The sequence below is a fragment of the Microcella sp. genome, from assembly GCF_046293215.1.
Classification (GTDB): domain Bacteria; phylum Actinomycetota; class Actinomycetes; order Actinomycetales; family Microbacteriaceae; genus Microcella.
Genome location: NZ_JBKBPI010000019.1, coordinates 1,023 through 1,416, shown reverse-complemented (window position 1 = coordinate 1,416; position 394 = coordinate 1,023). Strand labels below are relative to the sequence as shown.

The window sequence follows — 394 nt, the reverse complement described above, 5'->3', positions numbered from 1 at the left end:
TGGTCTTTCGGCGGGAGTGTCTCTCACACTCCTATCGTTACTCATGTCAGCATTCTCACTTCCGATACCTCAAGCCATCCGTCACTTCCAGCTGGTGCAGGAATATTTACCTGCTTCCCATCGACTACGCTTTTCAGCCTCGCCTTAGGGGCCGACTAACCCTGCGCAGATTAGCTTTACGCAGGAACCCTTGGTCTTTCGGCGGGAGTGTCTCTCACACTCCTATCGTTACTCATGTCAGCATTCTCACTTCCGATACCTCCAGCCAGGCTCACGCCTGACCTTCACCGGCCTACGGAACGCTCCGCTACCGCTTGCAGTAAACTGCAAACCCATATCTTCGGCGCACGGCTTGAGCCCCGTTACATTTTCCGCGCAGGATCGCTTGATCAGT

General features: G+C 54.6%; 1 rRNA gene (running past one end of the window). It reads right to left on the bottom strand.

Features of this window, described 5'->3' with window-relative positions:
- Positions 1–394, bottom strand: a 23S ribosomal RNA gene (locus ACK4SC_RS11665) (its annotated part continues 974 nt past the right edge of the window); the annotation flags it as partial.